This window comes from Rhodoferax lithotrophicus, assembly GCF_019973615.1.
Classification (GTDB): domain Bacteria; phylum Pseudomonadota; class Gammaproteobacteria; order Burkholderiales; family Burkholderiaceae_C; genus Rhodoferax; species Rhodoferax lithotrophicus.
Window position 1 is genome coordinate 103,558 of record NZ_AP024238.1, and the last position, 23,954, is coordinate 127,511.

Below are 23,954 nucleotides of genomic sequence, written 5' to 3' on the forward strand. Positions count from 1 at the left end.
ATTGGAATGTAGGTGAATCACATCATCAGGATATGTGTTTGGCCATGCACGTGATGTTGGTTTTTACCCGCTTTCTTGGCTCGGTACATTGCATGGTCGGCCTGATTGAGTAAATCTTCAGATGTCATATCTTGCACCTGGGGGTAAAACGTCACCCCCAGACTGGCCGAAACTTGCAACGTCAAGTCACCGAAAGACACCGGCTCACTGGCCGCATTAAGCAGACGTTGCAGTAGCGGGTTGCTTTCTTGTTCGTGCTCCAGATCTACCAGGATGGCAGCAAATTCATCGCCACCAATACGCGCCAATGTGTCGCCATTACGCAAGACCTGCTTCATACGCTGAGCCAAGCTGACCAATAGATGGTCACCAGCCGCGTGGCCATAGGTGTCATTGATGGCTTTGAAACCATCCAGATCAATGTACACCAGAGCCAGGCGCAGGCCCCGTCGAACTGTTTGTGTCATGGCTTGTCGCAAACGGTCTGCCTTGAGCCGACGGTTGGGCAAACCTGTCAATGTATCAAAGTGCGCGAGCTGATCAAGCCTGGCTTCCTGTGCTTTCCTGCTGGTGATGTCCGAGCACAGCGCAACAAAATGAGTGATTTTGCCTTGGTCATCAAACACTGCACTGATGTGCTGGAGTTGCACATACACTTCGCCATTTTTGCGGCGGTTCCAAAGCTCACCTGACCATTGCCCCTGTTGCATCAGACTTTGCCAGAAATTGGCATAAAACATCTTGTCGTGGTGTCCTGAACCAAGTAATCGTGGATTGCGTCCAAGCAACTCATCACGCGGATAGCCTGTGATGCGGATGAACGCTTGATTGGCTTCCACAATGATGCCTTCGACCGTTGTAATCAAAATACCTTCAAGGGCATGTCCAAACACACTGGCCGCAACTTTGAGCCTTTGCTCATTGAATTTGCGTTTGGTGATGTCCCGGATAGACACATGCACCGACTCTTGCCCGTCAAATACGATGGTGGTGCCTTGTACCTCGACTTCCAGCGCCGTACCATCCAGCCGCAGAAAGCGCGACTCCACCAAAGGCATGGTGGTGCGGTGACTGATGATGTTACGCAATCGCTTGAGTTGCTGGGCCATATGATCAGGATGAATCCGATCCGTGGTGCAGGTGCCCAGTAAATCCTGTGCAGTTTGGGCACCAAACAGTTTGATCGCCGCCGGATTGACGTACACGATGCGTGTATTTTGGTGCACCAAGATCGCTTCTGAGGTGTGTTCAGCCAGCGCCCGAAATCGGGCCTCACTCTCTTGCAGTTGCTGAGCGGCACGCCGTTGCACTACTGCCAAGCTGGCTAGTTTGGCCAGTTGTGCCAAGGTAACCAGATCAAGCTCATGTGGGTTTTGTGGAGTACGGTGGTACACCGACAGCACCCCCACCACTTGTTGACCAGCAGCCAGCATCGGCTGCGACCAACAGGCACCCAGCCCAGCGCGTGTTGCCAATTCACGGTAATTGGTCCAATATGGATGAAGACTGATGTCGCTCACAATCACCCGCTCGGCGGAGAATGCCGCCGTGGCGCAACCGCCATTGCCATTGGCTACCTGAAGGCCATCCAGAGCTGAAACAAAAAAAGCAGGCAAATTGGCGCTGGCTCCTAGCCTAAGGCAGGCGGGTGCACCATCCACAGGATGGTCAAGCAGCAACACAGCACAGCTCAAACCAACTTGCAAGCCTGCAATACCTTCGGTGAGAGCTCTTAGAACGTCCGATAGAGAGGCATCACAAACCAAAAGTTCAAGCACTTCACTGCGCAATTTTTCTTGAAGCGCGGTGGGCCAGCGGTGAGTGGGTGAAAAGAGCTTTGTCATGCCGGCAAGGAAACTCGAAAACTAATCAAAACACAGCGAATCAACCTACGCGAACGCGCGGCCATGAACGGCTACAGCAAATCTTTATGCGTTGTTGGGTCATAACAAGTGTGAAGGAAGATGGGTGTCGTGATGAAATAGATGCCCTCACCTGCATCTTTGCAACTCATTTTGGAATTGCGACTCAGGTTTGTCTATCCCCCATTTGGGGGATATTTCGAGTTTTGGAGCTTGAAAATGCTTGAATTGGCTGTTATTGAACGCGCTGCTCAGCGCTTGCACGATCATGTGCTGCGTACACCTTGCGTGGCATCACGCACCTTGTCGGATATTACCGGGGCACAGGTGTTTTTAAAGTTTGAAAACTTGCAGTTCACGGCCTCATTCAAAGAGCGCGGGGCCTGCAACAAGCTATCCCAACTTAGCGAACAGGAGCGCGCGCGCGGCGTGATTGCCATGAGCGCAGGCAACCATGCGCAAGGGGTGGCCTACCACGCGCAGCGACTAGGCATTCGCGCGGTGATTGTTATGCCGTGTTTCACGCCTGGAGTCAAAATTGAACGCACGCGCGGTTTTGACGCTGAAATTGTGTTGCACGGAAACACACTCGATGAAGCACGCAGTCACGCCTTGGTGCTGGCCGAACAACAAAAGCTGGTTTTTGTTCATCCCTATGACGACCCCGACATCGTGGCCGGTCAAGGTACCGTCGCGCTTGAAATGCTGACTGACGTGCCTGATCTGGACACGCTGATTGTGGCCATTGGCGGCGGGGGGCTGATTGCCGGCATGGCTGTTGCCGCCAGGGCTATCAAGCCAGGCATCGAAATCATCGGCGTGCAAACAACACGTTTCCCTGCCATGGTCAATGCTATCAAAGGCACACATTACCCGCAAGGCAACAGCAGCATTGCCGAAGGTATTGCAGTGGGCACACCAGGCCAGTTGCCGCAAGCCATCATCAAGGCACTGGTCAACGATTTACTGCTGGTGGACGAAGGCGACATTGAACAAGCCATCGTGATGCTGCTTGAAGTAGAAAAAACACTGGTTGAAGGTGCGGGGGCAGCCGGATTAGCCGCACTGCTGAAATTTACTGATCGGTTTAAAGGTAAAAAAGTGGGGCTGGTACTGTCCGGCGGAAATATCGATCCGCTGCTACTGGCTGCCATCATTGAGCGCGGCATGGTGCGCGCTGGCCGCTTGGCGCGTCTGAAGGTAAGTGCCCGGGACGTGCCTGGCACGCTGGCCCTGATTACCGCCACCGTGGCATCGGCTGGTGCCAACATCAATGAAGTACACCACCAGCGGGCTTTCACCACACTGGCTGCGCAAAACGTTGAAATTGAGTTGGTCATCCAGACACGTGGCCCCCACCATATCACCGATGTGCTGGCTGCATTGGCACAAGCCGGGTTGCAAGCACAGTTGGTGCTTTGATGCTACGCAGCGCCGATGGATCTGGCCTGATTAAGTTGGACGTGCTTTTGAAGTTGGTCACTGAGAGAAACTAAAAAAACAAAAGTCAAACTTCACAGGGCCACATCAATAATCAGGCATCAATTTGTATCAACTATTGAAAAGCAATAGAGGTAACTGTCAGGTAACCAGTGGGCAACTTCTCTAGAATCAAAGAGTTTTGGCACTCTGGCTCCCTTGACGAGTGCATTTATTTCATAACCTCTAGAGGAACTACCTGAAATGTCAGATCTGAATTTAACCGCGCCTAGTTTTGTCAAAAACGTCAAGTTGATTGCCTGGGTGGCAGAAATGGCTGCGCTGACCAAGCCCGCCAGCATTTACTGGTGTGACGGCTCTGATGAAGAGTATGCCCGCCTGTGCCAGCAGCTGGTAGATGCTGGTACTTTCATCAAACTCAACGAAACCAAGCGTCCAAACAGCTTTTTGGCCTGCTCAGACCCGAGTGACGTAGCCCGTGTGGAAGACCGTACATTCATTTGCTGCGAAAAAAAGGAAAATGCTGGCCCCACCAACAACTGGATGGCCCCTGCTGACATGCGCGCCACACTGCAGCCATTGTTTGATGGCTGCATGAAAGGGCGCACCATGTACGTGGTGCCGTTCAGCATGGGTCCATTGGGCTCGCACATTTCGCACATCGGCATTGAGTTGACCGATAGTGCCTACGTGGCCGTCAATCAAAAAATCATGACCCGCATGGGCAAGACTGTGTACGACGTACTCGGCACCGATGGTGAGTTTGTGCCCTGCATGCATACCGTTGGTGCACCACTGGAAGCCGGTCAGGCCGATGTGAAATGGCCTTGCAACAAAAACAAATACATTGTTCACTTCCCAGAAACCCGCGAAATCTGGAGTCACGGCTCAGGTTACGGTGGTAACGCCCTGCTTGGCAAGAAATGTTTTGCATTGCGCATTGCATCCAACATGGGTCGCGACCAGGGCTGGCTGGCCGAACACATGTTGATTTTGGGTGTCACTAATCCACAAGGCAAAAAATACCATGTGGCAGCAGCTTTCCCAAGTGCCTGCGGCAAGACCAATTTCTCGATGCTAGTGCCCCCCGCTGGTTTTGAAGGCTGGAAAGTCACCACTATCGGCGATGACATTGCCTGGATCAAACCCCATGCCGACGGCAAGATGTACGCCATCAACCCTGAAGCCGGTTATTTTGGCGTGGCACCAGGCACCAACTTCCACACCAACCCCAACTGTATGGCCAGCCTGGACAAAAACGTGATTTTCACCAACGTGGCACTCACGGATGATGGTGATGTCTGGTGGGAAGGCATGGAGCAAGACGGTGGCGGCGTGCCAGCCCATCTGATTGACTGGCAAGGAAACGACTGGACTCCAGAGATCGCCAAACAAACCGGCGCCAAGGCTGCACACCCCAACTCACGCTTCACTGTGGCTGCGGGCAATAACCCGGCACTTGACCCTGAGTGGAACAACCCTGCTGGCGTAGCCATTGATGCATTCATCTTCGGCGGTCGTCGTTCCACCACCGTGCCGCTGGTGACAGAAGCACGCACCTGGAAAGAAGGCGTTTACATGGCGGCAACCATGGGCTCGGAAACCACTGCTGCGGCGGTAGGTCAGATGGGTGTGGTACGCCGCGACCCATTTGCCATGTTGCCGTTCTGCGGTTACAACATGAGTGATTACTTCCAGCATTGGCTGGACATGGAACACAAGCTCGAAGAATCCGGCCACACCTTACCAAAAATTTATTGTGTGAACTGGTTCCGTAAGGGGGCCAATGGCAAATTTGTCTGGCCAGGTTATGGAGACAACATGCGTGTACTCAAGTGGATGATTGACCGCATTGAAGGTTCGGCCCAAGGTGTGGACACTCTGTTTGGCGTAGCTCCGCTCTTTGATGAACTCACCTGGACTGGTATGCCTTTTACTGCCGAGCAGTTTGATACTGTCACCAGCATCGACAAGGCTGCATGGGTGGAGGAATTCAAATTGCACGATGCCCATTTTGAGCAACTTGCCCACCATATGCCTAAAGAGCTAATTGAAACCAAGACCGCGTTGGAGCAACGCCTGAACGGTTAAAGCATTTATTCACAGTCTTTGTGCCTAGACCGACGCAGGAAAAAGACAGCTTCCCCAGTGGTCTTTTCCTGGCAACAACGTGTGTCCTCCATGGAGGCTGTGAATGTATGTGAACCAAACTGATCCAGATAATTGCGAAGTATCTGGGATGTCTCGTACAGGCCCGTCACTTGGGTTACGTCTATAAAAATAAGCAAACCTACCCTGGATCCGGGTTGCGTATTCCTTGCAATTTCACTTCTAAATCAATGGTTTCTAGGCATCAAGCTGCAGGAATTACAGATGCAAGACAAGGCGAGATATCAACGATGGAGATGATTTAGAGATCGAGTAAGACTGACAGTTTCTTGACATCAGGCAACACAGGAAAGCCAGCATTGGGTAAACTGACCGTCTCATAATTAGGAGCTCCGATGAAGATTCTTCTGGCCGTTGATGGCAGTAGCTACACCAAAAAAATGCTGGCCTATCTTGCCGCACATGAATTGTTCTCTCTCAAAAATGAGTACACAGCCTTCACTGCGCAACTGGTACTACCAACTCAAGCACGAGCCGCACTAGGTAAAGAACTGGTACACAAGTACTACGAAGATGAAGGCCAGCGTGTCATGGGACCGGTGACCAAGTTTCTAGAGCGTCACGGTGTCATCGCGAAATGTAGTTGGAAAACTGGTAAACCTGGTGAGTTGATTGCCAAAATGGCTGAAGAAGGCAAGTTTGATCTGGTTGTGATGGGATCCCACGGCCGCGGTTCGTTGGTTAATCTGGTGGTGGGTTCAGTCGCTACACAAGTACTGGCCAGCTGCAAAGTACCTGTGCTAATTGTTCGCTAACGCCTGAAATTACATAGCGTCTTACGTCATTTCAGCAAGCACTCTCAGGCTATTGGCATACGGACCAAAACAATGTCTGCTGCAGTTTTCAGTGCTTGTGTAAGGGCATCAAGCACCGCAGACTCCAGGTTCCAGCAATGCCAGTACAGCGCCACGGGCAAGGCTTGCCCAGGCATTAAATCGACCAGCGTGCCGGAGCGCAAATGCTCGCGCACCAGTAGCTCTGGCAACACGCTCATGCCCCATCCATCAAGCACTGCGCGCACTTGACCGATGGAGCTAGGTACATACATTTGGCTCAATGACACGTGTTTGAGACCACAGGCATGCGCTACGAACTCAGACTGCAAATCATCTTTGCGATTGAATGCAATGAATGGCAGTTTGCTGAAGTTGTGCGCCGTCAAGCCATCTGGGCAACGCTCGGCAGCAAAGGCAGCTTGTGCCACGGCCAAATAGCGCATGGCTCCCAGCGGAACCACCTTGCAACTGCGTAGTGCAGCAGGCAGTGTGGTCACACAGCCAAGTACTCGGCCTTCGCGTAGCCACTCAAAAGTAAAGTCCTGATCGTCGGTGATGATCTCCAGCCCCAATCCTTGGTGGGCCAGAGGACTCAATGCGGGCAACGCCCAAGTTGCAATGCTGTCAGCATTGATGGCAATCGAGATGCGCTCGTCTTCTCCCGCCATGCCAGCCACACCAGGGGCCATATCCTTCAAATCACGCTCCAAGTCGGCGCGCAACAAGCGCATTTGCATCGCGTGCTTCAAAAGTAAACGCCCCGCTGTAGTTGCTTTCAAGGGACGACTACGCACAATCAGGACTGTACCCACTTGCACCTCTAGTGAGCGCAGGCGCTGCGATACCGCCGACTGGGTAATCGATAAACGCACCGCTGCACGTTCAAAGCCACCTTCTTCCACAATGGCCGCTAGGCACTCCAACGCGTCAGGATCAAATGTGCTCATAGGTATATTCAATAAGGGTTAAGACCTTACTTTTTCAGGGTTTTACTGCATTTTCCGATAGGCAACATGCTGAATGATCTGTGTGTATCCGCTGCGCTGCGATGCGATGTCGAAAGAACCGCTAGTACCTACTGCGGCTGATCAACCATGTTATGCATCTGATTTCATTCATCTTCATGGTGTCCCGCATGACCCTTGGGGGGATGGGCGCTCAAAGCGGATAAATTTCACTTTGCAAAATGTCTAAGTTAATAAATCCTGTGGAGAAACAACCCCGGAATTTGATCGCATATCTTTATGTATTTAATCTGTACTGGTTAGCCCGTAACCGATCATTATGCTAATGGTAGCGTCAGCCTGGCTAGGCCCGGATGCTGGATTGGCGATTTTTCAAATTCCATAAGATGTTCTGACTGTAGTTCATTCAAAAGGGACAACTAGTTCAACTTTCACAGCAGCGAGCTCGTATGGATGAAAACTGAATCCTCCCATGTTGCATGGAGTTAAGTGAATGCCATGGAAGTGGCCTTCTCGGAGAGGAACTGATCGTCGTTTTCTTTAGCTTTGGCCGGTGGAATAATTCGATGAGTCCTAACTGCCGGTGGGGGTTGACGCAAACCTGCTCATCTTCCCGGTGGAGTTGATGTCAGACTTTGGCTGCACCGTAAACCTGTGTTATTTGGTCAGCCCCGCTGAACAGGGGCGCATGCGTGCCACATGGTGCCGCTATCTTGGCGGGGCAATCTGCCGAACCGTGCATATCAGCTCGACCCCGTGGGTGGCGATGGTTTCAATGGTGGCCCATTGAGCAGGTGAGAAACTCACAACATTACCTTGAATTGCATCCATGTAAACCAATCTTTTTCCGACGAGATTGAAAGTTTGCGATAATCCAAGGTTCCCCTGAACTGTTCAGGAGAAAACTGAACATCGACAAGGCCCTTGGCGTGATAAACATGCAGGGTCCGTCGCTTATGAGCCCTCTGAGGATTATCTAAAAATGAAACGCACTTACCAACCTTCCAAGATCCGTCGCGCCCGTACTCACGGCTTTTTGGTTCGCATGAAAACCCGTGGCGGTCGTGCCGTGATCAATGCACGTCGCGCCAAAGGCCGTAAGCGTCTGGCCGTCTAAACCGTTGGTGAGTTTGGCCTGTTGCTGATCTATTCTGCAAAGGCATCCTGTTTTGCAACGTCTTCAAAGCCGCTCCCAGTTTCAAGCTGTGTTGGCGGGTTTGACTTTGTCCCGAACACCACATTTTGCGCTGCATAGTCTGGCACTGGACGAGCAACCTGAAGGGGGCGCACGTCAGCCCTTGTTTGCGGTGCAAGATGTCTGGATGGGTGCCATGGTGCCCAAACGGTGGGCTAAGCGCGCAGTAACACGTAACGCTATCAAGCGCCAGATTTACGCTTTGAGTCAAGATTTTGAGCATGAGTTGAAGTCTGCTGCTCATGTGGTTCGGTTGCGTGCTGGTTTTGATAAAACACGTTTTGTCAGTGCCACCTCATGCGCACTCAAGGCTGCTGTGCGTGCCGAACTGCAACAGCTTTTCACCCGGGCCACGACCAACCCACCCCAGGGGACAACATGATCAAGCGTATGTTGATTGGGGTAGTTCGGGGCTACCGCTTATTGCTGAGCCCATGGTTAGGCTCATCTTGCCGGTTTGAACCCACTTGCTCAGCTTATTCGCTTCAGGCTCTGGAGCGCTTTGGTGCGCTCAAGGGCAGTTATTTGACGCTGGCCAGAATTGGGCGTTGCCATCCTTGGTGTCAAGGCGGGCTTGATCCTGTGCCAGGCATCACTGACCCGGCCAAGCCCGATATGTTTTCCCGGTTGATTTCCTCTTCCACTCAAAAGAAGTCCTCATGAACGATATTCGTCGCACCATTCTGTGGGTGATTTTTGGTTTTTCCCTGGTCATGCTGTGGGATCAATGGCAGGTTTATAACGGGCGCAAGCCGACGTTTTTCCCTGGCGCAACACAAACTGCAGCTCAGGCGCCAAAACCAGCAGGTTCGGCTAGCAACTCGAACGGGGTTCCAAGTGCTTCAAATAGTGTAGCTACTCCTGCTCAAATCACGGGCACTACAGCCTTAAATGTGCCTCAAACCAATGCCCCTGTGTTGGCCCATGAAAAAGTAGTCGCACAAACCGATGTGTTTAAGTTGACCTTTGACACCGAAGGCGGCTCGTTAGTGCATGTAGAGTTACTCAAACATGTTGACATGGCGGACAAAACCCGCAATTTTGTTTTGCTGGATGACAGCAAAGACCGTGTTTATATGGCACAGTCTGGCTTAATTTCTGCCACGGTAGGGGCTGCACTACCCACTCACAAGTCAGTGATGACGTTGATGCCAGGCGAACGCACTCTGGCCGAGGGTGTTCAATCTATTGAATTACGTTTTGAATCGACTGAAGTGGGTGGCGCAAAGTTGGTCAAAACCTATACATTGACACGCGGCAGTTATGTCGTAACCGTGAAACACGAAGTCATCAATGTGGGAACGAGTCCGGTTAATGCGCAGCTCTACCTGCAATTGGTACGCGATGGCAACAAACCTGCGGGCGAATCATCGTTCTACTCCACTTTCACAGGGCCAGCGGTTTACACCGAAGCCAAGAAATACCAAAAAGTGGAGTTTGCTGACATTGAAAAAGGCAAGGTGGACATCGAAAAATCCGCCAGTAATGGTTACGTAGCCATGGTGCAGCACTACTTTGCAAGCGCATGGTTGCTGGGTGACGGTATTCAACGTGATCTATTCATGCGCAAGGTGGACACCAATCTGTATTCTGTCGGCATGATTGCGCCATTGGAATCGATTGCTCCTGGTGCTCGCAAAACCGTTGAGGCACGCTTGTTTGCAGGTCCTCAAGAAGAGAAAAAACTTGAAGCACTCACTCCTGGTTTGGAGCTGGTCAAAGACTATGGCTGGTTGACGATTCTTGCCAAACCGCTGTACTGGTTGCTGGACAAACTACATGTGGTGATCAACAACTGGGGTTGGTCCATCATGTCATTGGTGCTGTTGCTCAAAATTGCCTTTTACTGGCTGAATGCGAAAGCGTACGCCAGCATGGCCAAGATGAAAGCCGTCAACCCGCGTATCACAGAAATGCGTGAACGCCTGAAAGACAACCCACAGCAGATGCAACAAGAGATGATGCGTATCTATCGCGAAGAAAAAGTCAACCCGATGGGCGGCTGCTTCCCGATCATGATTCAAATTCCGGTATTTATTGCCTTGTACTGGGTGTTGCTGGCCAGCGTGGAAATGCGCAACACGCCATGGATCGGATGGATTCATGACTTGTCTTCACCTGACCCATGGTATATCTTGCCCATTGTGATGGCACTCACAACCATGTTGCAAACCTCATTGAACCCAGCGCCACCGGACCCCATGCAGGCCAAGATGATGTGGTTCATGCCTCTTGCTTTCAGCGTGATGTTCTTCTTTTTCCCGTCTGGTTTGGTGCTGTACTGGATCACCAACAATGTGCTGTCCATTGCCCAACAATGGGTGATCAACGTGCGTATGGGTGTGCCGCCCAAGTTCCATTTACCCAAGTTTTGAACCCATCGGGCTTGAGCTGACGTGAGTTTGCCGCGCCACCAAGACCCGATTGTGGCGATTGCCACAGCACCTGGTCGCGGGGCTGTGGGCATTGTGCGTATCAGTGGGCGAGGTCTAACAGCTATCAGTCAGGCCTTGTGCGCGCGTGGTTTGAAACCACGCGAGGCCACTTACACCCCATTTCTGGATGCCGATGGTGTAGCCATTGATCAGGGGCTGGCCCTCTTTTTCCCTGGCCCGAACTCCTTCACCGGAGAAGATGTTCTGGAACTGCAAGCCCATGGTGGACCGGTGGTTCTGCAGCTATTACTCTCGCGTTGCTTGCAAGCCGCTGCCCAAAGCGGCCCCGACAGCTTGCCGTTGCTGCCGCATTTACGCGTGGCTTTGCCGGGTGAATTTTCAGAGCGAGCTTTCCTGAACAACAAACTCGATCTGGCACAGGCAGAGGCCATTGCCGATTTGATTGATGCCAGCACCGAGGCGGCCGCACGCAGTGCCACGCGTTCACTGTCTGGCGCGTTCTCGCAAGAGATTCATCACCTGCGGGATGCCTTGATCCACCTGCGTATGCTGGTGGAAGCCACCTTGGATTTTCCTGAAGAAGAAATTGACTTCCTGCGCAAGGCTGACGCGCATGGACAGCTCTCGAATTTGCAGCAATCCTTGGACTCCGTGCTGGGCCGGGCGCGACAGGGTGCCTTGCTGCGCGAGGGTATCAAGGTGGTTATTGCCGGACAGCCCAATGCAGGCAAATCATCCCTGCTCAATGCGTTGGCAGGCGCAGAGTTGGCCATCGTCACGGCAATCCCAGGCACCACCCGTGACAAGGTGCAGCAAACCATTCAGATTGAAGGTGTTCCGCTGCATGTCATTGACACAGCAGGTCTGCGTGACGGTGTGGATGAGGTTGAGCAAATAGGCATTGCACGCGCCTGGGAGGCTATTACCCAGGCCGACGCAGTGCTTTTTTTACACGATTTGACCCGCTGTGATGCTCCTGAATACAGAGCTGATGACGCTCATATCGCAGAGGTCATGGCCGGAAAGCTTTCCAAATCAGTCCCCATCATCCATGTCTGGAACAAAGCGGATGCGGTCACCCTTGCACACGTGGGCGAAGGCCTGCTTTTGTCTGCCAAAAATGGCTCCGGACTGGACGTTTTGCGTGCACGCTTGTTGCAGCTGGCAGGCTGGCAGTCCGCGACAGAAGGCGTTTTTATTGCCCGCGCGCGTCATGTGCAGGCGCTACATGCAGTGCAAATGCATCTTCAGGCCGCTCAAATGTATCTTGATATTCATAGCCAAGCCTTGGATTTATTGGCCGAAGAGCTGCGTCTGGCGCAAAATGCGCTCTGCGTGATTACCGGAGAATTCACTTCAGATGATTTGCTGGGTGTCATCTTCTCTAGCTTTTGTATTGGCAAATAGATTTCTCATGTTTGAAGGGAACGTAAATCGTGGCGCTTTTTGATTGGCTGAAGACCAAACCGGCTGCACCTCAAAGTTCAGTCTTGCCTCCGGACGGGTTAACGGTGCCTCCAGCCCAGGGGGCACCGGTTCGCCAGACGTTGCCCCCCGTAGAGGATGATTTAAAAACCCAACGTCAAGAACGCCGGGAGCATCTGTACGCGGTGGTGCGTGATGTCATGCTGCGTAGTGAGGTATTGGCCTCCAGGTACAAATTCAAAGTGTTGTCTCTGGACGTGCGTGGCCGTCAATTTTTGATCATGGTGGACTTGCTTGATGCCAGCGATCTCCCCAGCAGTCAATTCATGGATGTGGAACGTTTGATTGCTGCCACCGCAGCCCAACAGCACGATCTACAGATCAAGGCCGTGTATTGGCGTGTCACGCACAAAGTTGACACCACCCCACATGAACCTAAAGCGCAGGTTCCAGCATCCGCCTCACACCTTGTTCACAAAGAAACTTCCTCTGCAAAACCGGCTTTTGAACCGATTAGTCAAGACGAAGTACTGGCTTTTCATCAAGCCGTTGCAGCAGGCACAGCCCTTAGACCTCCGACAGTTTTTGCCCCCAAACCAGCCAACCAGCCTCAACCCTTGACCGGCTATGAAGACACGCAATTGCTGGAAACCGAGGATGCAGGCTCGCCATTAAGCCGCACCCAGTTTGGCGGCCTTTAGAGGCCCGCCCCATCCAGTCATGGATCACCGCCATCGTTTCATGGATGAACTAGAAGCCTGCCGGACCTGGCAGTTCAAGCATCCAGTTGATTTTGAATTTGTCCAGAAATAGGTACGCTATCAAAAAGGGCCCTTAAGCAGGCGTAGCTCGGCGAGTTCAAGTTTGGCAGCTTGACCAGCCAGGACCAGCGCATCGCCATTCATCAGCTCCAGCTCATCCGACAAAACCATCACCTGCCCGGAATTGCGCCGCAAGCTTACCAGCCGAACTTCTAGGTTCGATAGCGCCAAGTCGGCAACCGTGTGACCAACGGCGCGTGCACCGGGTGTCAAGCTCAACGAACTTAAGCGCTCTTGGTTCAGCTCATCCATCGAGCCATCATCGGCACCACGGAAAAAACCACGCAGCAATTTGTAACGGGCATCCCGTTGCTCTTGGACAATGCGAATCACTCTGCGCATCGGAACACCGACCAAAGCCAGTGCATGACTGGCCAGCATAAGTGAGCCCTCGATGGCTTCGGGCACCACCTCTGTAGCGCCCGCATGACGCAAAGCCTCAAGGTCATGATCATCCTGGGTTCTTACCACAACCGGCACTTGGGGTGCATGCTCATGAATATGCGACAGCACTTTCATGGCACTGTGGGTTTCAAGATAAGTGACGACCACCGCGCTGGCGCGGGCCAGGCCTGCAGCCATCAAAGCCTGCAAACGGGCTGCGTCACCAAATACCACGGAGTCACCTGCAGCAGCAGCTTGGCGCACACGATCAGGATCCAGATCCAGCGCCATGTAGGGAATACTCTCTTTATCAAGCATCCGCGCCAAATTCTGTCCACAACGACCATAGCCGCAAATGATGACATGTTTGTTGGTTTTGATGGACTTGCGAGCAATACTGGTCATTTGCACCGACTCCATCAACCACTCATTACTGACCAAACGCATCACTAATGTACCGCTGTACATCACGATAAACGGGGTGGCCAGCATCGACAACACCATGGCGGCCAAAATCGGGTTGAGTAATTCAGGGGGCACCAGCCGGTTGGCCTGTGCCAGTGTCAACAACACAAAACCAAATTCCCCCGCCTGTGCCAGATAAAGCCCGGTACGCAAAGCCACACCCATAGTGGACCCCAAAACACGCGTCAGCAAAGTTACCACCACAGCTTTGTACAACACAGGCAAGGTCACCAGCAGCAGCACCAATGGCCAGCGCTCCAGCACCAAGCGCCAATCCAGCATCATGCCGATGCTGATGAAAAACAGACCCAGCAACACATCGTGAAATGGTCGGATGTCGGTTTCCACCTGGTGCTTGTATTGGGTTTCGGAGATCAGCATGCCAGCAATAAAGGCACCCAGTGCCAAGCTCAGACCCGCCAGCTCCGTCAGCCAGGCCAGACCCAACGTGACCAATAGCAAGTTCAGGACAAACAGCTCCTCACTCTTTCGCCGCGCCACCAGCGTGAGCCACCAGCGCATGACACGCGGTCCTCCGACCAACAGGACCGTAATCAAGGCCACGGCTTTGATCAGCGCCCAAACCAGGGTTTCCGCCATGTGCTCGGGTGTTGCGCTCAGCGCAGGGATCATCACCAGCAGCGGCACTACTGCCAAATCCTGAAACAACAGCACACCCATGATGCGCTTGCCATATTCGGACTCCAGTTCCAGCCGTTCACTCATGAGTTTGACCACAATCGCCGTACTGCTCATGGCCATGGCGCTGGACAAGGCCAACGCGGTTCGCCAGTCCATACCCCATTTTGCCGGGGCCACATGGGCAAACGCCATACTGGCGGCGGTGGTAACCAGCATGGTCAGTGCCACCTGAAAAAGCCCCAGACCAAACACATGGCTGCGCATGCTGCGCAACTTGGGCAGATTAAATTCCAGCCCAATCACAAACATCAGGAACACCACGCCAAACTCGCCGAGATGGCGTACCCCTTCGGCGTTTTTGGCGACGGCCAGGGCGTTTGGACCAATCACCACACCCACCGCCAAGTAACCCAGCATGGGAGGCAGTTTCAGGTAACGACAGGCCACCACACCCAGCACGGCAGCCAAAAGGTACAACAAGGTTAGGTCAAGTGGAGTCACCCCCTGATGCTACCAATTCCGGCCCATCACTTAAGACCTGCCCGATAGAATGCCAACATGAAATTTCAGACCCCTCAAGAGCCAGCCTTTGATGCTGATCGTGCCCTCTCTTTGGCACTTGACACACTGGATATTGAAGCCGCTGCGGTACTGGGTCTCAAACGCCATCTTGGAGCTGCGTTTGTAAAGGTGGTCGGTCTGATGTTGGCGGTTCAAGGCCGGGTCGTCGTGATGGGAATGGGGAAAAGCGGTCATATTGGCCGGAAAATTGTGGCCACGCTGGCCTCTACCGGCACGGCTGCCATGTTTGTTCATCCGGCCGAAGCCAGTCACGGAGACCTGGGCATGATCAAACCCATGGATGTGGTGCTGGCCATTTCCAACAGTGGTGAATCGGATGAGCTCACGGCCATCCTGCCGATGATCAAACGCCTGGGTGCCCCCCTGGTGGCCATGACCGGCAACCCGGAATCGACCCTGGCACGGTATGCCGATGTTTTTCTTCACAGTGGTGTTGAAAAAGAAGCCTGTCCACTTAACCTGGCCCCGACCGCCAGCACCACAGCGCAACTGGCCCTGGGTGATGCGTTGGCGGTGGCTTTGCTGGATGCACGTGGCTTCAAAGTCGAAGACTTTGCCCGCTCACATCCAGGCGGATCACTGGGGCGAAAACTGCTGACCTTGGTCAGTGACATCATGCGCAGCGGTGACCATGTACCCCGCGTAAGCTTGCAAGCCAGTTTCAGTGAACTGATGCGCGAGATGAGTGCCAAGGGCTTGGGGGCTGCCGCAGTGGTGGATGCAGCAGGTGTGGTGCAAGGCATTTTTACCGATGGTGATTTACGCCGTCTGATTGAAAAGGGTGCCGACTTGCGCAGTTGTACCGCCGAGCAAGTCATGCACGCCAATCCCAGCACCATTCCCCGTGATGCACTTGCGGTGGATGCCGCTGAATTGATGGAGCAACGCTGCATCACCAGCGTATTGGTCGTCGATCAAGCAGGCGTGCTGTGTGGTGCACTCAATAGCAACGACTTGATGCGTGCCAAGGTGATCTGATGCCACCCGTTTTGAACTTTCCCCCCGAACTGCTCCTCAAGGCACAGGGCATTCGCGTGGCGTTTTTCGATGTGGACGGTGTGCTGACTGATGGCGGCCTGTATTTCTCAGAGCACGGTGAAACCCTCAAACGCTTCAACACGCTCGATGGTCATGGGCTCAAGCTGCTGCAACGCGTCGGCATCACACCCGTTGTGATCACCGGGCGTGACTCCAGGCCCTTGCGGCTGCGTTTATCAGCCCTGGGCATTGAGCACGCCCATTTCGGCACCGAAGACAAGCGCCCCGCAGCCGAAGCCACACTTCACACGCTGGGGCTGGATTGGTCACAGGCTGCTGCCATGGGTGACGATTGGCCCGATTTACCCGTGCTGGCACGCTGTGCATTGGCTTGTGCACCAGCCAACGCGCAAGCCGATGTACTGGCAAGGGTGCATCACATCACCCGTTTGGCCGGTGGTGCCGGTGCCGTGCGCGAATTGTGTGATCTGTTGCTGGTTGCCAGCGGGCGCTATGCCCAATTGCTGCAAGAGGCCTTGGCGTGAGTGCAGTGCGAACCCTGTGGGATCGGTTGGCGCTGTACCTGCCTGTGCTGCTGATGGGGGTGCTGGCCATGGCCACTTACTGGCTGGTGCGCAGTACGCCCGAGCGTAGCGGGCCTGAGCCAACTGCAGCCGCTGTACACGAGCCCGACTATTTCATGCGCAAGTTTGCCGTCAAAACCTATACCGCCAATGGGCAGCTCAAAAGTGATGTTCGTGGTGGTGAGGCCCGGCACTTTCCCGATACCGACACACTAGAGATTGACCAGGTTCGTATTCGCTCATTCAATGAGCAGGGTCGCCTGACCACCGCCACGGCCAATAAAGCCATCACCAATGGCGATGCATCCGAGGTCCAACTGATCGGCAATGCGCAGGTGATACGTGCTGCGGTGACCGATGACCAAGGCCAAGCCCAACCCAGCCTGACATTCAACGGCGAATTTTTGCACGCATTCATGAACACCGAGCAAGTCAAATCTCACAAACCTGTGGAGTTGACACGCGGCAAAGATCGCTTTACAGCCGACAGTATGGACTTTGACAACCTGGAGCGCGTCATGCTGCTGCGCGGACGTGTTCGCGGGAAGCTTGTTCCGGGCAACACCCACTGAACTTGATGTCTATGAAACCCCTGGTTTTGATCACGGGAGCCTCCAGCGGCATGGGCCAGGCCATGGCCTTGTGTTACGCCCGCAGAGCGTATCGGCTGGCTTTGGTCGCGCGCCGCGGGGATATGATCAAATCCTACCTTGATGCTCATGGAATAAGCGTCAATAGCTATGAAATTTACAGTGCTGATGTGACGGATATCAACAGCATGGCTACGATGGCGCAGAACTGCCTGACACGTCAGGGTGTGCCTGATGTGGTAATTGCCAACGCCGGTATCAGCCTCGGGGTAGATTCATCGGTACGCGCAGACCTGGATGTCATGGCGCGCATTTTGGCCACCAATGTGATGGGGGTGGCTGCCACATTTGGTCCCTTCATCAACCCCATGACTGTGCGTGGCTCCGGCACGCTGGTGGGTATTGGCAGCGTGGCAGGTATTCGTGGTCTGCCAGGCCATGGGGCTTACTGTGCCAGCAAAGCGGCAGTCATCAGTTATTGCGAAAGCTTGCGAGGCGAATTGCGCGCCAGCGGGGTCAAGGTGGTCACGATTTGCCCTGGCTATATTGCCACGCCGCTGACCCAGAACAACCGCTATCGCATGCCGTTTTTGATGCAGCCGGAAGCATTTGCCGTGGAAGCTGTGCAAGCCATTGATGCAGCTGAAAGCTACCGCGTGATTCCGTGGCAAATGGGGGTTGTCGCCAAGTTGTTGCGTGTTTTGCCCAACGCTTGGTTTGACAAGTTATTAGCCGGGCGGCCGCGCAAGCCACGCCAAACAGATGGTGCCCGTTAATGACTCCACCAAACAAAAAGGGCCCCGAAGGACCCTTTTGAGTTGTCAAGCCTTCGCTTGACAGAGCTTTGATTCAGCTTAGTAGCTGCTACGGCCACCGCCGTAACCACCGCCGCCACCTGAACGGCCACCGCCAGCACCACCGCCATAACCGCCGCCACCTGAACGGCCGCCGCCAGCGCCACCACCGTAGCCGCCACCACCACCACCGCCAAAGCCGCCACCTGAACGGGGAGGACGGGGTTCCATCGGACGGGCTTCGTTCACAACGAGACCACGGCCACCAAATTGCTGACCATTCATGGCAGCAATAGCAGTTTGAGCTTGTGCATCATCGCCCATTTCGACAAAGCCGAAACCTTTTGAGCGGCCAGTGTCACGTTCCATCATGACTTTGGCGCTGGTGACGGAGCCGTGTGCTTGAAAAGCTTGTTGCAGATCTTCGTCACGGAAAGAATAAGGCAGGTTGCCTACGTAAAGTTTGTTGCCCATGAAAGGACTCCTCAAAATAACTCAAAACGCGATGGAGTCCAAAACCGCAACAACCAAACCTGAGAAGACTTAGAGCAGACGTGAGACTGACATTCACCGCAAACCACGCACAGTTTTCCTAAACAATGCGTGGCGCATGATACGTCAAGTTTTTGTTTTTACATACTTATTTTTTCAACGACAGAAATCTGTAGTACTTCTCATGAAGATGAGGTGGTTTTTTGGGCTGCCAATTCCGGCTTGTTGGGTGGCTCTTGATAGTTGCGCCATTGATGCATGGCGTTGCGCATAGTCAGCACCTGGCGCTCGAATTTGGGGCAAGCTGCGCAGATGGCCATGTGCAGACGTAGCGCTAGGCGCTCACGGAAAGGCAAGGTCTGATCTTCACGCGCAATGACCAGAGCAGTGACTTCTTTGCAGGTGCGCCTCAACGGAATCATGACGGTCTTTGGGTTTGGGTAAACCAGTTGAGTCCCAGGCATTCGCGCAAGCGCAATCGGGCCCGGTGTAATTGAACATACAAGTTGGTCGCGGTCAGGTTTAATTCCTTACAAATTTCCTCAACCGATAGTTCCAGCCATTCACGCATCAGAAACAGGCGCCCCTGGGCAGCAGGCAGTTTTTCCACGCAGGCATCCATGATTTTCATGAATTGCTGGTTGTTCAGATCCTGCTCGGGGTTGCCCCAATCGGCCGGCATTTCGGCAAAGTGACCATCGGGCTTGAAACCGACCAGATCCAGCATGTCAACGTTATCGTCGTCACTCGCGCTGTTACTGATCTCGCGCCCATGCAAGCGCAACATGTCAATCACCTTGTGTTTGAGAATGCCCACCAGCCAGGTTTTGAGCTGGGAGCGGCTCTGAAAAGCCTGCGGCTTGGACAGGGCGACCAGCAAAGTTTCAGACACCGCATCTTCAGCCCATGCCTGATTGCGCAGTTGCAGCCGGGCAAACCGCAACAAGCCCGCCCGGTGGCTGACAAGCTGTTGTTCAAAGGGGACTTCCGGCGAAACGGTCATAAGGTATGGCACATGAGGATATAAAGTTCAAAAAAATGATTGCCCAACCTGTAAGAATTTGCACTCAAGTCGTACCAAATCATAACCAGTCGGTGGTTTTCTCAACATCACACTGCAGACATGGTTGAAGTGTTTTATCTCGTCACCTTTACCACCCAGGAGTTTTCAAATGAACCGTCGTACCCTTTGCGCCAGCAGCGCCGCCAGCCTGATGTCCTTGGCTTTGCTCACGGGCCAGGCCGCCGCCGCCGAAAAAGAAAAATGCTTTGGCATTGCCAAAGCCGGTCAAAACGATTGCGCCAGCGTGACCGGTGTGCATTCCTGCGCCGGTCAGTCCAAGGTAGACATGGACAAGGGCGAATGGAAATACGTGGCCAAAGGCACCTGCAAAGAGATGAAAGGCCTGACCCTGGATGAAGTCAAAGCCGGCATGAAGAAAGTCTGATGAGCAACGTCGGCATCGGCTGGCGGCAACCGCATTATTTGGAACTGCTGGTGCGCCAGCCCGCGCTGGATTTTCTGGAAGTTCATTCGGAAAACTTCTTTGCCCAGGGCGGGGCGGCGCTGGCAGTGCTGACACGAGCGCGTGCCGATTACGCCATCAGCCTGCATGGTGTTGGCCTGTCCCTGGGCTCCAGCGTCGGACTCGACTCATGGCATCTGGAACAGTTGGCGCAACTGGTCGAGCGCATCGACCCGGTGCGCGTCAGCGACCATGCCAGTTTTGCCCGTGGCCAGTGGCCCAGCCCGCAGGGCACACGCACCATCCACGCGGCTGATCTGTTGCCGATTCCCTTCAGCCCGCAAGCACTGAACGTGCTGTGCGCCAACGTGCAACAAGTGCAAGACCGACTGCAGCGCCGCTTCATGGTGGAAAACCTCTCGGCCTACGTGCAGTGGAAAACACCCGCCGATCAGCCACCCTTGAGCGAGCCCGAATTTTTATCCACGCTGGCCCAGCGTACCGGCTGCACCCTGCTGATCGATGTGAACAACATTTACGTGAATGCCCGCAATGCCCAGATTCGTGGTGAATGCGCCGATCCGCTGCAGTCCTGCCTGAGTTGGCTGGATGCCATTGCCCCTCAGCATGTGGGTGAAATCCATTTGGCAGGCCACTGCCACGTGCGCCCGTCAGCGGGCGAACCCTTGGCGCATGAAATCGTGATCGACGACCACGGCAGCCGGGTCTGCCCTGCGGTCTGGCAACTTTATCAACACGCCGTGGCACGTTTTGGCACAGTACCCAGCTTGATTGAATGGGATACCGATGTACCCGGGCTGGACGTGCTGCTGGATGAAGCGGCGTGCGCCCGCAGTTTCCAGCAAGCCGCCCAGAAGTTGCCACCGCCCATGGCCTTTCCCCCACCACAACGGGCCGAGCTGCACATGCAACAGCTTGCCGACCAACAACAAGCGCTGCTGGCCACCCTGTTCGATTGGCCACCCGATGATGCTATTCAAAATATAGCATCTTACGCTTATACATCAAGGGCTAGAGGCCTAAAAGTTTATCAATCCAACGCCCATGTCCTGGCCCAGCGGGCACTGCTGGCGGCCTACCCGGTGCTGGCTCAGGTCTTGGGAGACGACAGCTTTGCCGCCTTGTCCCGCGCCTTCTGGCACGCCCAGCCACCTGAACGCGGCGATATCGCGCAATGGGGCGGGCAACTCGGGCCGTTTGTCCATGACAGTGCGCAACTGCAAGACACCCCTTACCTGGGTGATTTGGCGCGTCTGGAATGGGCGCTGCACCAGGCCGCCAGCGCACCAGACGGTGTCGCTGAGGCCACCAGCTTTGCCTTGCTGGCCAGCCATGAGGCCAGCAAGCTGCGGCTGCAACTGTCGCCCGGTTGCGCCCTGATTTGCAGCGATTGGCCGGTCGCCAGCCTGTGGGCCGCCCATGTCGATCACGGGGTCAGCTTTGGCCAATTGCACCAGCGCTTGAACCCACCCAGCGCCGAAACCGCGCTGGTTTGGCGCGCCGGGCTGCGGCCCAGGGTGCAAGCCATCGGCCGACAGGAACAACAGTTCTTGCGCGCCCTGCTGTGCGGCCACAGCCTGGGCCAGGCCCTTGATGGACTGCCAGCGTCGGTCGACGCAGCAGACCCGTGGCGCATCGACACCTGGCTGGCGCAGGCCGTGCAAGGCGGTTTGTTGCTGGGGGTGACAGAATTGAATCAGGTGAACCCGGTTGACCGCTATACCATTGCCGACCATGACCCCACTGTCCCGACCTGCTGACCAGCCTGCCACACCCATCGCGCGATGGCCCAGGCGCTTGTCCATGCGGCTGGCGCTGGGGTTTGGCTCACTGGTGGGCTTGATGTTGCTGACCCTGTCCCTGGTCAGTTGGCAGTTGCACCACATCACCGACCTGACCGAGCGCTTTGCCACGCAGGACATGCAGCGCCTGCTGCGGGTGCAAGTGCTGGCGCTCACCACCGAAGGGGCGGGCACGGCGTTGCTGCGCCTGATGAACGCCCCCCGCGCCGACCGTGTGCCGGTGTACGCCGATGTCGACGAACGCAACCGCCGCATTGACGGCATCGTGACATCGCTGCAAGGCCTGTTGGGGGACGCGCAACAAGAGCAAACCCTGGTGCAGCTTGAACAGGCGCGCGCGGTGTACCACCAGGCTTTTTTGGCCACGGTGGATCAAATTGAAGCTGACGATGCCAGTGCCGCCATGCAGGCCTACACCAACCAAGTGCAACCCGCCTTGGCCCATTTGCTTCAACTCTCCAACCAACTGGTCAACCGTGAGCGCGAACGCATGGAAAACCAGGTCGCATCCAGCCACCAACGTCTGTTGCAAATCACCCTCTGGCTGGCGCTGCTCTCCCTGCTGGCGGTGATCATGGCCGCCGCGCTGGCCTGGCGCACCACCCAAAGTGTGGTCAGCCCCATGCGGCAACTTGAAACAACCGCACGGCGCATTGCCGCCGGTGATTACGCAGCCCCCTTGGTCACCGCCAGCATCGAAGAGGTCGACCGGGTCAGCCAGGCCATGTCCTCCATGACGCAGGCGATTGCCCAACGCGAGCAAGAAATTGAACGCCTGGCGTTTCGCGACCCCCTGACCGATTTGCCCAACCGCACCTACCTGCTCAAGCACTGCGCACAGTGCCAAAGCACCCAGGCGGGTAACACGTTGATGCTGCTCGACCTGGCGCGCCTGAAAACCGTCAATGAAACCCTGGGTTTCGCCATCGGTGACAGCTTGATCAAAACCCTGGCCGAACAAGCCGCACAGGTGGTCAAAACCGCCGCCCCTGCGGCCAGTACCCTGCTCGCCCACCTGTCGGGCGGCTTGTTTGCCGTGGTGCTGCGAGCCGAAACGCGCGACAGCGTGCAGGCCCTGCACCAACAATTGCTGCACGCCACAGCCCAGCCCTTGCCATACCAAGGCCACAGCGTCGACCTGAGCCTGGCGTTTGGGGTGGCCGACTCCCCGCTGAACGCCCCGCTGGATGTGATCACGCTGCTGCGCAATGCCGAAGTGGCCCTGAACGCCGCCAAACAAGCGGCACAAACCCTGGTTTGGTACAACCCGGCGCAAGAAGCCGCACGCCTGAGCCACCTCGGCCTGCTGTCCGACCTGCGCGTGGCGGTGAGCACATCCCAGCTGCAAATGTGGCTGCAGCCCAAGTTCTCCTTACACACCGGCCAGGCCGTGGGGGCCGAAGCGCTGGTGCGCTGGCAACATCCAACACGCGGTTTTGTGTCACCCGCCGAATTTGTGCCTTTTGCCGAGCAAACCGGGGCCATCACCCAAGTCACCGACTGGATGCTGTCCCAAGCCATGCACACCCTGGCCGCATGGCAGCATCAGCACCCCGAGCTGAGCCTGAGTGTCAACGTCAGCACCCGCGACCTGCAAGACCCGACGTTTTGCCAACGTGTTCTGCACCTGCTGCAGCAACACGGCATTGCGCCGCACCACCTGCGCCTGGAGATTGTCGAAAGCGGTTTGATGCAAGACACCCACGCCAGCATTGCGCTGCTGCACCGCCTGCGCAGTCTGGGCGTGCAACTCTCGATTGATGACTTTGGCACGGGCTACTCCTCCTTGGCCTACCTGCAACAGTTGCCGGTGACCGAGCTCAAGATTGACCGCAGTTTTGTCACCCACATCGAGGATTTACCCGGCACCCAGCGGCTGGTCAAAACCATGATTGAAATGGGCCATGGCATGGATTTGCTGGTCACCGCCGAAGGCATTGAAACCGAGGCCGAACGCGCCGTGTTGCAGCGCCTGGGCTGTGACGTGATGCAAGGCTACCTGGGCAGCCGCCCACTGCACGGTGTCGCCTTGCAAGCCTGGCTGGATGGCCTGAGCACTTCAGCCCCCGCTGGGCCAGATGCACACGCGCCTCAACCCACCTGAA

At 55.1% G+C, this 23,954-nt stretch carries 21 protein-coding genes and 1 pseudogene; 16 read left to right on the forward strand and 6 right to left on the reverse strand.

Annotated features, from left to right (window positions below; translation table 11 throughout):
- Positions 1 to 17: 17 nt before the first annotated feature.
- The gene (locus LDN84_RS00470) at positions 18 to 1,844 is read right to left on the reverse strand and encodes a sensor domain-containing diguanylate cyclase (RefSeq protein WP_223906543.1); all 1,827 of its coding nucleotides are present in this window, start codon (positions 1,842 to 1,844) and stop codon (positions 18 to 20) included.
- A 237-nt stretch (positions 1,845 to 2,081) separates the two neighbouring features.
- Between LDN84_RS00470 and LDN84_RS00475 the strand changes: the two genes are divergently transcribed.
- The 3 genes from LDN84_RS00475 (at position 2,082) to LDN84_RS00485 (ending at position 6,226) form a co-directional block, all read left to right on the forward strand.
- The gene (locus LDN84_RS00475; protein WP_223906546.1) at positions 2,082 to 3,284 is read left to right on the forward strand and encodes a threonine ammonia-lyase; all 1,203 of its coding nucleotides are present in this window, start codon (positions 2,082 to 2,084) and stop codon (positions 3,282 to 3,284) included.
- A gap of 261 nt (positions 3,285 to 3,545) precedes the next feature.
- Positions 3,546 to 5,393, forward strand: coding sequence for a phosphoenolpyruvate carboxykinase (GTP) (locus tag LDN84_RS00480; protein ID WP_223906548.1), 1,848 nt, complete (start codon positions 3,546 to 3,548; stop codon positions 5,391 to 5,393).
- A gap of 413 nt (positions 5,394 to 5,806) precedes the next feature.
- Positions 5,807 to 6,226, forward strand: coding sequence for a universal stress protein (locus LDN84_RS00485; RefSeq protein WP_223906551.1), 420 nt, complete (start codon positions 5,807 to 5,809; stop codon positions 6,224 to 6,226).
- Positions 6,227 to 6,270: 44 nt separating this feature from the next.
- Here LDN84_RS00485 and LDN84_RS00490 read toward each other — a convergent pair whose 3' ends face one another.
- Entirely contained in the window at positions 6,271 to 7,194 is a 924-nt protein-coding gene (locus LDN84_RS00490; RefSeq protein WP_223906555.1) for a LysR family transcriptional regulator ArgP, read from the reverse strand.
- Between the two features lie 1,000 nt (positions 7,195 to 8,194).
- On the opposite strand from LDN84_RS00490, the gene rpmH reads away from it, so the two are divergent.
- Genes rpmH through LDN84_RS00520 form a run of 6 tightly spaced genes read left to right on the forward strand, consistent with a single transcriptional unit; the run spans position 8,195 to position 12,929 of the window.
- Complete coding sequence (gene rpmH / locus LDN84_RS00495) at positions 8,195 to 8,329, forward strand: 50S ribosomal protein L34 (protein ID WP_006299042.1); 135 nt, start codon at positions 8,195 to 8,197, stop codon at positions 8,327 to 8,329.
- Between the two features lie 52 nt (positions 8,330 to 8,381).
- Positions 8,382 to 8,789: a ribonuclease P protein component gene (locus LDN84_RS00500; RefSeq protein WP_223906558.1), complete on the forward strand. Its 408-nt coding sequence runs from the start codon at positions 8,382 to 8,384 to the stop codon at positions 8,787 to 8,789.
- Positions 8,786 to 9,070, forward strand: a complete 285-nt coding sequence (gene yidD, locus LDN84_RS00505) for a membrane protein insertion efficiency factor YidD (protein ID WP_223906561.1) — start codon at positions 8,786 to 8,788, stop codon at positions 9,068 to 9,070. The genes LDN84_RS00500 and yidD overlap by 4 nt, the downstream gene beginning before the upstream one ends.
- Positions 9,067 to 10,782: a membrane protein insertase YidC gene (gene yidC / locus LDN84_RS00510; RefSeq protein ID WP_223906564.1), complete on the forward strand. Its 1,716-nt coding sequence runs from the start codon at positions 9,067 to 9,069 to the stop codon at positions 10,780 to 10,782. The genes yidD and yidC overlap by 4 nt, the downstream gene beginning before the upstream one ends.
- A gap of 21 nt (positions 10,783 to 10,803) precedes the next feature.
- Positions 10,804 to 12,210 (forward strand): tRNA uridine-5-carboxymethylaminomethyl(34) synthesis GTPase MnmE, encoded by a 1,407-nt coding sequence (gene mnmE, locus LDN84_RS00515; RefSeq protein ID WP_223906567.1) that lies wholly within the window; start codon positions 10,804 to 10,806, stop codon positions 12,208 to 12,210.
- Between the two features lie 29 nt (positions 12,211 to 12,239).
- Entirely contained in the window at positions 12,240 to 12,929 is a 690-nt protein-coding gene (locus tag LDN84_RS00520) for a hypothetical protein (RefSeq protein WP_223906570.1), read from the forward strand.
- Positions 12,930 to 13,049: 120 nt separating this feature from the next.
- Here LDN84_RS00520 and LDN84_RS00525 read toward each other — a convergent pair whose 3' ends face one another.
- Positions 13,050 to 15,041 carry a monovalent cation:proton antiporter-2 (CPA2) family protein gene (locus LDN84_RS00525; RefSeq protein ID WP_223906574.1) on the reverse strand — a complete coding sequence of 664 codons (1,992 nt, stop codon included), beginning with the start codon at positions 15,039 to 15,041 and terminating at the stop codon, positions 13,050 to 13,052.
- 57 nt (positions 15,042 to 15,098) lie between these two features.
- Here LDN84_RS00525 and LDN84_RS00530 point away from each other — a divergent pair, with 57 nt between their 5' ends.
- Genes LDN84_RS00530 through LDN84_RS00545 form a run of 4 tightly spaced genes read left to right on the forward strand, consistent with a single transcriptional unit; the run spans position 15,099 to position 18,050 of the window.
- Entirely contained in the window at positions 15,099 to 16,100 is a 1,002-nt protein-coding gene (locus tag LDN84_RS00530) for a KpsF/GutQ family sugar-phosphate isomerase (protein WP_223906577.1), read from the forward strand.
- Complete coding sequence (locus tag LDN84_RS00535) at positions 16,100 to 16,645, forward strand: KdsC family phosphatase (protein ID WP_223906581.1); 546 nt, start codon at positions 16,100 to 16,102, stop codon at positions 16,643 to 16,645. Before LDN84_RS00530 ends, LDN84_RS00535 begins: the two co-directional genes overlap by 1 nt.
- 5 nt (positions 16,646 to 16,650) lie before the next feature.
- Positions 16,651 to 17,256 (forward strand): LPS export ABC transporter periplasmic protein LptC, encoded by a 606-nt coding sequence (lptC, locus tag LDN84_RS00540; protein WP_223913270.1) that lies wholly within the window; start codon positions 16,651 to 16,653, stop codon positions 17,254 to 17,256.
- Between the two features lie 11 nt (positions 17,257 to 17,267).
- A complete protein-coding gene (locus LDN84_RS00545; RefSeq protein ID WP_223906584.1) occupies positions 17,268 to 18,050 on the forward strand; it encodes an SDR family oxidoreductase in 783 nt (260 codons plus the stop codon).
- A 90-nt stretch (positions 18,051 to 18,140) separates the two neighbouring features.
- On the opposite strand, the pseudogene rbp reads toward LDN84_RS00545, so the two are convergent.
- The 3 genes and pseudogenes from rbp to LDN84_RS00560 all read right to left on the reverse strand — a co-directional run.
- Positions 18,141 to 18,542: pseudogene (rbp, locus tag LDN84_RS00550) on the reverse strand (RNA-binding regulator); the annotation flags it as partial.
- Between the two features lie 200 nt (positions 18,543 to 18,742).
- The gene (locus LDN84_RS00555) at positions 18,743 to 18,982 is read right to left on the reverse strand and encodes a zf-HC2 domain-containing protein (protein WP_223906591.1); all 240 of its coding nucleotides are present in this window, start codon (positions 18,980 to 18,982) and stop codon (positions 18,743 to 18,745) included.
- On the reverse strand, positions 18,979 to 19,563 hold the full coding sequence (locus LDN84_RS00560) for a sigma-70 family RNA polymerase sigma factor (RefSeq protein ID WP_223906594.1): 585 nt from the start codon (positions 19,561 to 19,563) through the stop codon (positions 18,979 to 18,981). Before LDN84_RS00560 ends, LDN84_RS00555 begins: the two co-directional genes overlap by 4 nt.
- A 169-nt stretch (positions 19,564 to 19,732) precedes the next feature.
- Here LDN84_RS00560 and bufA1 point away from each other — a divergent pair, with 169 nt between their 5' ends.
- Genes bufA1 through LDN84_RS00575 form a run of 3 tightly spaced genes read left to right on the forward strand, consistent with a single transcriptional unit; the run spans position 19,733 to position 23,953 of the window.
- The gene (gene bufA1 / locus LDN84_RS00565) at positions 19,733 to 20,008 is read left to right on the forward strand and encodes a BufA1 family periplasmic bufferin-type metallophore (protein ID WP_223906596.1); all 276 of its coding nucleotides are present in this window, start codon (positions 19,733 to 19,735) and stop codon (positions 20,006 to 20,008) included.
- Positions 20,008 to 21,807 (forward strand): MbnB/TglH/ChrH family RiPP precursor modification enzyme, encoded by a 1,800-nt coding sequence (locus tag LDN84_RS00570; RefSeq protein WP_223906599.1) that lies wholly within the window; start codon positions 20,008 to 20,010, stop codon positions 21,805 to 21,807. Before bufA1 ends, LDN84_RS00570 begins: the two co-directional genes overlap by 1 nt.
- A complete protein-coding gene (locus tag LDN84_RS00575; protein WP_223906602.1) occupies positions 21,782 to 23,953 on the forward strand; it encodes a putative bifunctional diguanylate cyclase/phosphodiesterase in 2,172 nt (723 codons plus the stop codon). The genes LDN84_RS00570 and LDN84_RS00575 overlap by 26 nt, the downstream gene beginning before the upstream one ends.
- Position 23,954 lies beyond the last annotated feature (1 nt).

Coding starts and splice junctions, on each gene's coding strand:
- LDN84_RS00575 (WP_223906602.1), top strand. CDS start 21,782: ATGACCCCACTGTCCCGACCTGCTGACCAGCCTGCCACACCCATCGCG.
- LDN84_RS00545 (WP_223906584.1), top strand. CDS start 17,268: ATGAAACCCCTGGTTTTGATCACGGGAGCCTCCAGCGGCATGGGCCAG.
- LDN84_RS00560 (WP_223906594.1), bottom strand. CDS start 19,563: ATGACCGTTTCGCCGGAAGTCCCCTTTGAACAACAGCTTGTCAGCCAC.
- LDN84_RS00475 (WP_223906546.1), top strand. CDS start 2,082: ATGCTTGAATTGGCTGTTATTGAACGCGCTGCTCAGCGCTTGCACGAT.
- LDN84_RS00535 (WP_223906581.1), top strand. CDS start 16,100: ATGCCACCCGTTTTGAACTTTCCCCCCGAACTGCTCCTCAAGGCACAG.
- LDN84_RS00530 (WP_223906577.1), top strand. CDS start 15,099: ATGAAATTTCAGACCCCTCAAGAGCCAGCCTTTGATGCTGATCGTGCC.
- LDN84_RS00470 (WP_223906543.1), bottom strand. CDS start 1,844: ATGACAAAGCTCTTTTCACCCACTCACCGCTGGCCCACCGCGCTTCAA.
- LDN84_RS00490 (WP_223906555.1), bottom strand. CDS start 7,194: ATGAGCACATTTGATCCTGACGCGTTGGAGTGCCTAGCGGCCATTGTG.
- LDN84_RS00555 (WP_223906591.1), bottom strand. CDS start 18,982: ATGATTCCGTTGAGGCGCACCTGCAAAGAAGTCACTGCTCTGGTCATT.
- yidC (WP_223906564.1), top strand. CDS start 9,067: ATGAACGATATTCGTCGCACCATTCTGTGGGTGATTTTTGGTTTTTCC.
- LDN84_RS00480 (WP_223906548.1), top strand. CDS start 3,546: ATGTCAGATCTGAATTTAACCGCGCCTAGTTTTGTCAAAAACGTCAAG.
- rpmH (WP_006299042.1), top strand. CDS start 8,195: ATGAAACGCACTTACCAACCTTCCAAGATCCGTCGCGCCCGTACTCAC.
- LDN84_RS00485 (WP_223906551.1), top strand. CDS start 5,807: ATGAAGATTCTTCTGGCCGTTGATGGCAGTAGCTACACCAAAAAAATG.
- yidD (WP_223906561.1), top strand. CDS start 8,786: ATGATCAAGCGTATGTTGATTGGGGTAGTTCGGGGCTACCGCTTATTG.
- LDN84_RS00570 (WP_223906599.1), top strand. CDS start 20,008: ATGAGCAACGTCGGCATCGGCTGGCGGCAACCGCATTATTTGGAACTG.
- bufA1 (WP_223906596.1), top strand. CDS start 19,733: ATGAACCGTCGTACCCTTTGCGCCAGCAGCGCCGCCAGCCTGATGTCC.